This is a genomic window from Nocardia sp. NPDC006982 (assembly GCF_042869435.1).
Classification (GTDB): Bacteria; Actinomycetota; Actinomycetes; order Mycobacteriales; family Mycobacteriaceae; genus Nocardia.
Genome location: NZ_JBIAFV010000026.1, coordinates 71,428 through 78,055, shown reverse-complemented (window position 1 = coordinate 78,055; position 6,628 = coordinate 71,428). Strand labels below are relative to the sequence as shown.

Below are 6,628 nucleotides of genomic sequence, written 5' to 3'. Positions count from 1 at the left end.
AAATCCGTACTACGCGGATGATCGGCACCCTGACCAGCGGCCCACAGAGCGTATGACCACACTCGCCGCGCGGCATCATGATCTTCCACGTCGTAGGCCAGCCAACCGGTCACCCACGCCAGCTCCGCCGTCGCCACCCACAACCAGGGCCGCAACACCGCGCTGCACTCGACGTGCTCGTAGGAGCGAACCTCATGCAGCTGCGCCAGGGCAGCATCGCGATACAAGCCGCTGCCACGGGCTAGGCCCCGGCGGCGAAAGAAGTCGGCAACTTCCTCGATCGCTTCGATGTCGTTGGCGCCGATCAGTGTGCGCGGTGAGGATGTCACTCGCGTGGGAAGCTGGCTGCCGAGCCGATCGAGTTCCGGGTGCAAATTCGAGCCCACCGCGGTGGCAGTCGCCAGAGAGAGGAAGTCACGTCTATACACCCAACTCACCTCCTCATCGACAAGGCTACCCGGCTCGCTCCAGAACCCCATGGTGCTCGCAGGGATCCCCAGCGCCATGGAGATCCGTGCGCCGAGAGAAAGCCCAGTAACCTTGTGGCCCTTGTTCTCGATCTCCGAGACCCGGCCCTGGCTCAGCCCCACTAGTTGCGCCAACTGGCCTTGGCTCAACCCGGTTTCTGCCCTGACCGCGTCGAAAACGCTACCGAAATCGTGGTGCGCCAATGCCTTCCGCATAGCTGGTGAGTCGAAGAATCCTGGTGGGATCAACTTCTCGAACCCGGCGGTCGATGCGCACACTGCGCATAATTCACCCACGTTCCCCGCAGTCAGCGATCCGCCACACGAGCGACAACGTCTTGTGTTCATCCTCAGCTCTCCCCCATCAACTCAACGTGTGCCGCTGCACGGCTTTTCGGATCTGTTGCTGTCCAACAGATGTCGCGATCGGCGAGTAGGTTCCGGACAGTCGGACGCACTGGGCCTGACCGGTGAGCTGTCGTGGTCAGCGGCTGGTGGTTGTGGGCAAGCATCACTCGGCAACCGACCCTCACTAGCAGCTCGGTGGTAGCTGCGTCGCTGTGCGGGGCGCGATGTTGTCCTCCGCTGTGTGGCTTTCTGCCTGGATGGTGTCCGGATCACCCGTGATCGGGGTCCGCACGCGCACGCCCCCTCACGCATCCGCACCTCGGGTGGATTCGGTCACCAGCGGATCCAGATCGAGCATGCTCCAACTGCACCAACCCATTTCGCGACCGACCAGGACCGCTGAAGCCAGGGCCGTGGTGATCGGGAGCCGTTCGTGATGGCGGTCGGGGTCCAGGTACCGGCTGTGCATCCGCCACCGCCGACAGGTCTCGAGGAGGTCGATGCCGGATTGGGTCAGGTCGAAAGCGGTGTCGAGCATGACGCGTTCGAGGTCACCGCAGGCGTTGATGTCCTCGCGTTCAGGCCACATCTGGATCCAGCCCTCGATACTGGATAGCGCGGCGACATCGGTGATGTCGTGACTGAGTTTCGCCAGGCCGCTCAGCTGTCGTGGCCGGTGATGACATCAGCGTGTAAGTCGATTTCGAACAGGCGGTCGTCGATGATCCCCCCGGGGGGTGTAAGTGGAGAGGTCCAGCAGTTCGTAGTCGAACCCGAAGCCACGCAGATCGTTGAGGTCGAGCGGGTGATCGGCGTCGAAACGCACATACGCCAACCCGGTGCCGACGTCGGTCACCGCCATCGACGCCACCACCGGGGGACTGCCACATGGCGTTCCCGGATCGCCGAATGGCTTGCCGGGCCTCAACATATTCGTTTTCGTCATCTCGATCATGGCTGTTCACCCGTAGCGCCGTCACCGTTGATCGCTTCATCTGCCGCGGGACCTCGAGCCGGTTCATCAGGTTTGTCGTCGACGGTGAAGGCTGGGACGCAATCCCAGCGCAGTGGTGGACCTCCACGCAGGACACGGTCGATGTTGTCGGCCAGCACGTCGGCCACAGCGAGGTTCGCCTCCCGCGTACATGCTGCGATAGCGGGTGTGTGGATGACGTTGTCACGGCCCAGGATCGGATCACCAGCCGCAACGGGCACCGACTCGTAGACATCGGTCGCCCACAGGAGTTCGTCAGCCAGCACGCGGGCGCGCAGCGCAGCGAGATCGATCCCGCCGCCACGCACGGTCACCACCAGCGTTCTGCTGGCCAGCCGCGCAACCATCTCGGCGGTCAGCGGCGGCGTGTCCGCATTTCCCGCGACGACAACGATATCGGCGATCAAGGCGACCTCATCGAGCCGGATACGCCGCGCCGCAAGCGCTTGGACCTCTGACTCCTCGGCGGCCGGGTCGACAACCCACACGTGCGCCCCCATCGCCGCACACAGACCGATCACCGTGCGGCCGACTGGGTCCATCCCGATCACCGCGACCTGCTTGCCGCAGACCGTGCCGTTGACGTAACTCGGATGGTCGGTGAACTGCCAACTTGGGCGCGGCCACGGCCCCGATGCGGCAACGATGTTGTGCCAGGCGGGGATCTGGCGCAGGGCACTGATCATCAACCCGACTATCATTTCCGCCTGCGATCGGGCACGACCGCGTGATCCATCCACGAACGGAATGCCCTGGCCCGCGAGCCGGTCAGCGACAGCGAGCTTGGCGCCGCCGGTCACCCCCGCCACCACTTCCAGCTTGGTCAATGCCGCGATGTCCTCGACGTCGGGTTCGACATCGATCACCACCAAGGCGGGCACAGCGGCGATCCCGTAGAGATCCCGGATCCTCTGGCCTGCATCGAGACTGGCGAACAGGACGGTCCGGTCATGGTTGACCAGCCCGGCCCGCAGCCGGTCCCGCAGATACGGCCAATTCGCCCGCAGATGCCCATCGTCGACGATCAGCACATCCGGCACGTCCAACGAAACTCCCAGCTCCATCAGCTTTGTTCTCCCCTTCATCAACTGCCGAATCCGGTACTCCGGCAACCGCTCTCGGCCCAACCCGGATCGGCGACTGCACGGGCCGACGACGGCATCGGCGGCGGTGTGAACCTCGAACCCCCGGTCGCGGTGGGGCAGTGAATCATTCATGATCGACACCTCCGCCGCAGTTGCCACCCGCTCCAGCCTCCCCAGGCCGATGGCGCCTACCGTGCGGTAACGAAAAATCCGGGCCGGTTGCGCTGTGGTGGCCAGAGCTTTGGAGGTCGGCGTGGATCGCGGCGACGATTGACGACACGTGATGGATAGCCAGCGCCCTGGCTTTGGATTTGTCACCACATGCCCCCGCCAGGATGTCGATCGCCGCGTTGAGCCCGCTCATGTAGCGCACCTGATCGTTCTCATTCGCGAACTCGACCGCGGCAGCGAGCGTCATGGTGTACTCGGCGCCGCACTCGCGGGTCAGCTGCATGATGAACTCTGCGGTTCGAGGCATTGGATTCCCGTCGGCGGCATCCAAAGAGACCTCTGGAGGAAGGTGGTCGGTCATGTGCGCCTTTCTGGTTCAGCGCCGGGAACCCAGGCGGACCAGACCAGGCCCGCACCGAGGCAATGGCCGGTGTCAGGAAGCCGTCGGCGGCCGACGCGTAGTTCGTCGATGAGGTCGCGGTATGCATCGCCCATCTCGTCCAGACGCAGCTGCGCGTCGTAGAACACCGGCTCCGGCGCATGCGCGAGCTCGATATAGGTGTGGACCGTGAGCTGGGCAAGCTGGTCGACGACCTGGCCAGCGGAGTGGGTGTGCAGCCGTGCATCGACGAAGGGCACCGGAACCGCCAAGGTGACCCACAGATCCACCGACTGCATCAACCGGTGGCGGTGGCGCTCGAAGTCCCTGAGCATGCAGTGCGGTGTCTGCTCGCGGGATCGGTGAAGCAGTGTCAGCTCAGCAGCCGCCTCGAGCATCGGATTCGTGGTGTCGGTGGGCAGACCGCGGCACGCCGCCAGTAGCACGTCTTTCTCAGGCAGGGCGGTCATCGCAATTCCCGCCAGGTATCGGTTGCGGCCGGCGAGGTGCCAGCACTCATCGGGACCTGCGGGTCGACGGGAGCGAGGACGTGGTCGACCAGTAGACGCAGCCCGGCCGCAGTGATGGCGTCGAGGCTGGTGGTGGCGTGTCCGATCGCGATCGACAGCAACATCGAGGCGGCTGTGGCCGGGTCGACAGCCGGATCGACGCGCGCCTGGTCGATGGCTTTGGTGATGAAATCCGTTGCCGTGCTGTGGATATCGCGCAACCGTCCGCGTGTGTCGCGATACCCGTCAGCCGCGGCGAGGGCGTGTTCGAGGCGGATCCAACCCGGATGGGTGATTGCGGCGTGCATCCAGGTGGTGACGGTGGCAAGCAGGTGGTCGTGGTCGCGGATGTGGTAGCCGTGCACACGGGCGTGAGCACGCCGATACACCTGCTCCAGTACGGCGACGGCGAGTGCATCTTTGGTTCGGAAGTGGCCTAGAACCGCTCCGTAGGTGTATCCGACGCGTTCACCGATGCGTTCGAGCGACGTCGCAGCGTAGCCGTCGTTGAAGAACAGGACGGTGGCGGAGTCGAGAATCTGCTGGCGGGTCCGCTGGCGGCTTTGCACCCGCGACAAGCGGGCAGGTCGGGGCACGACGGTAGGTGCCTTACCGACAGAGTTGGCAGGTGTGGTGTCCTCAGCCATCGCGCCCGACTTCTCCGGTGGCAGGCTCGGTCCGGCCGCTGGGAGTGCCGGTGGTGAGAAGCCGGATCCGGCGTGCGCACGCAGCGATGGTTTGTTGGCCGTGTGGGCGGTGGGTGTGGTCGGGCAGGATCACCGCGACCACAGCCGGATCGATGGCGGGGGCGCGGGTGAGCGCGGCGACGGTTTCCCGATGCGTGTGGTGGTCGAGATAGGCTCCGCCCCAGGCGTATCCGCACCATCTGATCGCTCCCTCGGCCATGACCTTCTCCAAACTCTTTCTCGGTGAGTGACTGTCTGACGTGCCCCGGGCATCGCGGGAGACCTGGGCGTTGCCGCATCGCGTGTGATGGTCAGCGGCGGCTGTGCCCGGATTCCCACCACGCCGCGCACTGGTCCGACAAGACGCGATAGATCTGCGACCAGTAGGTGCCGGATCGGTAGTGCAGAGCCAGAACAACCTGCTCCCGGACACACAGCCGGACATCGGCGTAGAGGAACCGCACCGTGGCTCGGGGCAGACGGGCATCCGGGAACGGGTCGTTGTACCAGTGCCCGTCGAGGGATTGGGTGAAGACTTCACCGAGGTAGCAGCCGAACCGTGTGAGCAGCGGATCGGCGGGATCGGCGGTTTCCAGGGCGGTGAACCTGGTGAGCAGAGCACGTTCGGCGATGCGGATTCCGGTTTCGGAGTAGCGGTCCTGCGGCAGCTGCGGCACATCGTGGGTGACGAACCGGTCCAGGGCGTCGGTCTTGTACGCGAGCCATTCCACCCAGGCCGGAGCGAGTTGGTCATCCAGCGACCGCCGCGACGTGATCGGGTCGACGATGCTCACAGCGAACCCGCCTCCGTTGCGGCAGTCTGGAACGCCTCGACCATCGCCGCGAATGAGGGCCGGGTAACGCCGTAGGGCAGGTACATCCAGCACCGTTTCTCGTTGCCCGGAGTCGGCAGCACGATCAACGTTCCCGGGACCAGCGGCACCGCACCGTATTCGAACAAACCGGCCGTCAGCTGAGCGGTGTTGTCCGTCGGTGTCGGGCAGTCGGCAAGGAACACCCACAGACGATGCCCAACCGAGAACACCGGCGCCACCCCGGAACCGGACAAAGCTCTGACCCGCGGGCCGAGACCGCGTGGTGTTATCACCGCCGACACCGGCCCAGCAACCATCGTGATCGCATCGGTCCGCGGATCACGGAAGGTATTGAACCCGAACTGGTCCCGATACACCCGGCGACGCTCATCGATCATCGCGCGCATGGCGACCGTGGTTCCGGTGCCGGTGGTCAAAGGGGTGGACACCGTTGCGGTACTCATTGAATTGTCCTTCCGAATTCGACAGGCGTATTTACCAGTCGCGCAATCTGCGCGGCATCGAGTCGCGGTGTGTAAGGCGGCCGGTTGGTGGCCACTTGACCGATTGACCGGCTGGGTCGGGGTATTCCCAGAGCCCGCCGCAGGGCAGCACGGGAGTACTGGGTCGCACATCGTCGTCGACTGTGACCTCCAAGTGCGCGGTCGCGGCCAGTTCAGCGGCGACACTGTGGATTTGGTCGGCGCTGCCCTGGAAATCCAGTGCGAGCGGGCCGGACTCGATGTGGATATGCCGGATCCGGCGCGGGGGTCTCATCAGCACAGTCCCGAGCTGGCGACGAACTCACCCGGCACGCTGGAGGCCCGGATCCGGGGCCAGTAGCCGGGCGGCGACAAGGTCCACACCTCGCAGTCGCGGCGCACCGCGTCGAGCCAGCCGGTCAGATGCAGCACACTCGGCACGATCACCACACCGATTCCGGACGCAGCGAAACTGGCGAGCAGCACACTCAGGTTCGCGGAACGCATCACCGACACAGCACGTAGATCCCACCGCGCGTATCGGGCAATCTCGCGGATGGCCTGCACATCAGTGGCGACGCACGGCTCGGATCGGTCCAAGTTCACAATCCCGTAGGCCCGCATGCGCTGCCCGGTCATGACCAGTCCCCTACGGTCGCACCGCTCAGACCGCGCTCGTGCAACGCCGAACG

12 protein-coding genes are annotated in these 6,628 nt (G+C 65.1%); all 12 read right to left on the bottom strand.

Annotation, left to right across the window (positions count from 1 at the left end):
- The coding region (locus tag ACFYOW_RS45370) for a helix-turn-helix transcriptional regulator (protein ID WP_387297642.1) at positions 1–671 on the bottom strand (671 nt) is incomplete at its 3' end.
- Between the two features lie 448 nt (positions 672–1,119).
- Complete coding sequence (locus ACFYOW_RS45365) at positions 1,120–1,404, bottom strand: hypothetical protein (RefSeq protein WP_387297640.1); 285 nt, start codon at positions 1,402–1,404, stop codon at positions 1,120–1,122.
- Positions 1,405–1,500: 96 nt separating this feature from the next.
- On the bottom strand, positions 1,501–1,677 hold the full coding sequence (locus ACFYOW_RS45360) for a hypothetical protein (RefSeq protein ID WP_387297638.1): 177 nt from the start codon (positions 1,675–1,677) through the stop codon (positions 1,501–1,503).
- Between the two features lie 89 nt (positions 1,678–1,766).
- Entirely contained in the window at positions 1,767–3,026 is a 1,260-nt protein-coding gene (locus ACFYOW_RS45355) for an NAD(P)-dependent oxidoreductase (protein WP_387297636.1), read from the bottom strand.
- Positions 3,019–3,426 carry a hypothetical protein gene (locus ACFYOW_RS45350; RefSeq protein WP_387297634.1) on the bottom strand — a complete coding sequence of 136 codons (408 nt, stop codon included), beginning with the start codon at positions 3,424–3,426 and terminating at the stop codon, positions 3,019–3,021. Before ACFYOW_RS45350 ends, ACFYOW_RS45355 begins: the two co-directional genes overlap by 8 nt.
- Positions 3,423–3,914 (bottom strand): hypothetical protein, encoded by a 492-nt coding sequence (locus tag ACFYOW_RS45345; RefSeq protein ID WP_387297632.1) that lies wholly within the window; start codon positions 3,912–3,914, stop codon positions 3,423–3,425. Before ACFYOW_RS45345 ends, ACFYOW_RS45350 begins: the two co-directional genes overlap by 4 nt.
- Positions 3,911–4,600, bottom strand: coding sequence for a TetR family transcriptional regulator (locus ACFYOW_RS45340; RefSeq protein WP_387297630.1), 690 nt, complete (start codon positions 4,598–4,600; stop codon positions 3,911–3,913). The genes ACFYOW_RS45345 and ACFYOW_RS45340 overlap by 4 nt, the downstream gene beginning before the upstream one ends.
- The gene (locus tag ACFYOW_RS45335; RefSeq protein ID WP_387297628.1) at positions 4,593–4,859 is read right to left on the bottom strand and encodes a hypothetical protein; all 267 of its coding nucleotides are present in this window, start codon (positions 4,857–4,859) and stop codon (positions 4,593–4,595) included. The genes ACFYOW_RS45340 and ACFYOW_RS45335 overlap by 8 nt, the downstream gene beginning before the upstream one ends.
- A gap of 91 nt (positions 4,860–4,950) precedes the next feature.
- Complete coding sequence (locus ACFYOW_RS45330; protein ID WP_387297626.1) at positions 4,951–5,433, bottom strand: hypothetical protein; 483 nt, start codon at positions 5,431–5,433, stop codon at positions 4,951–4,953.
- Complete coding sequence (locus tag ACFYOW_RS45325) at positions 5,430–5,918, bottom strand: hypothetical protein (RefSeq protein WP_387297624.1); 489 nt, start codon at positions 5,916–5,918, stop codon at positions 5,430–5,432. The genes ACFYOW_RS45330 and ACFYOW_RS45325 overlap by 4 nt, the downstream gene beginning before the upstream one ends.
- A gap of 31 nt (positions 5,919–5,949) precedes the next feature.
- Positions 5,950–6,231 (bottom strand): hypothetical protein, encoded by a 282-nt coding sequence (locus tag ACFYOW_RS45320; protein WP_387297622.1) that lies wholly within the window; start codon positions 6,229–6,231, stop codon positions 5,950–5,952.
- Positions 6,231–6,575: a hypothetical protein gene (locus ACFYOW_RS45315; RefSeq protein WP_387297619.1), complete on the bottom strand. Its 345-nt coding sequence runs from the start codon at positions 6,573–6,575 to the stop codon at positions 6,231–6,233. The genes ACFYOW_RS45320 and ACFYOW_RS45315 overlap by 1 nt, the downstream gene beginning before the upstream one ends.
- Between the last annotated feature and the right edge of the window lie 53 nt (positions 6,576–6,628).

Bases quoted from the DNA above. Each gene is read 5' to 3' on its own strand.
- ACFYOW_RS45365 (WP_387297640.1), bottom strand. From the start codon at position 1,404: ATGTGGCCTGAACGCGAGGACATCAACGCCTGCGGTGACCTCGAACGC.
- ACFYOW_RS45360 (WP_387297638.1), bottom strand. From the start codon at position 1,677: ATGGCGGTGACCGACGTCGGCACCGGGTTGGCGTATGTGCGTTTCGAC.
- ACFYOW_RS45355 (WP_387297636.1), bottom strand. From the start codon at position 3,026: ATGAATGATTCACTGCCCCACCGCGACCGGGGGTTCGAGGTTCACACC.
- ACFYOW_RS45350 (WP_387297634.1), bottom strand. From the start codon at position 3,426: ATGACCGACCACCTTCCTCCAGAGGTCTCTTTGGATGCCGCCGACGGG.
- ACFYOW_RS45345 (WP_387297632.1), bottom strand. From the start codon at position 3,914: ATGACCGCCCTGCCTGAGAAAGACGTGCTACTGGCGGCGTGCCGCGGT.
- ACFYOW_RS45340 (WP_387297630.1), bottom strand. From the start codon at position 4,600: ATGGCTGAGGACACCACACCTGCCAACTCTGTCGGTAAGGCACCTACC.
- ACFYOW_RS45335 (WP_387297628.1), bottom strand. From the start codon at position 4,859: ATGGCCGAGGGAGCGATCAGATGGTGCGGATACGCCTGGGGCGGAGCC.
- ACFYOW_RS45325 (WP_387297624.1), bottom strand. From the start codon at position 5,918: ATGAGTACCGCAACGGTGTCCACCCCTTTGACCACCGGCACCGGAACC.
- ACFYOW_RS45320 (WP_387297622.1), bottom strand. From the start codon at position 6,231: ATGAGACCCCCGCGCCGGATCCGGCATATCCACATCGAGTCCGGCCCG.
- ACFYOW_RS45315 (WP_387297619.1), bottom strand. From the start codon at position 6,575: ATGACCGGGCAGCGCATGCGGGCCTACGGGATTGTGAACTTGGACCGA.